This window comes from Mycolicibacter acidiphilus (assembly GCF_018455725.1).
Lineage (GTDB): Bacteria > Actinomycetota > Actinomycetes > Mycobacteriales > Mycobacteriaceae > Mycobacterium > Mycobacterium acidiphilum.
Map to the genome: position 1 here is coordinate 1 of NZ_JAHCLR010000148.1, position 401 is coordinate 401.

The 401-nt window shown below is 82.3% G+C and carries 1 pseudogene; it reads right to left on the reverse strand.

The annotated features are described in order from the left end of the window. Positions 1 to 401: pseudogene (locus tag KIH27_RS22250) on the reverse strand (hypothetical protein); the annotation flags it as partial.

The window sequence follows — 401 nt, forward strand, 5'->3', positions numbered from 1 at the left end:
CGCCGCCGCCGCCGTTGCCGCCGAGACCGCCGGCGCCGCCGCTGCCGGAGACCGAGCCGCCCAGGCCGCCCGCGCCGCCCTTGCCGCCGTCACCGCCGGCCGCGCCGTTCCCGCCCGAACCACCCGAGGCGGCCGCGTTCGCTCCGGCCAGGCTGGTGCCGCCGTTACCGCCGTTGCCGCCGGCGCCGCCGCTGCCGATCGCTCCGGCGTTGCCACCGGCACCGCCGTTGCCGCCGTCGCCGGCCGCTGCTCCGGCGGCGGCGTTCGGATCGGTGCTCGGGTCGTAGCCGTCGCCGCCGTTGCCGCCGTCGCCGGCGACACCGGCCGTGGAACTGGTCCCGGTTCCGCCGGCCAGCCCGGAGTGGGCCAGGCCGCCGGTGCCCGCCGCGCCGCCGCTGCCG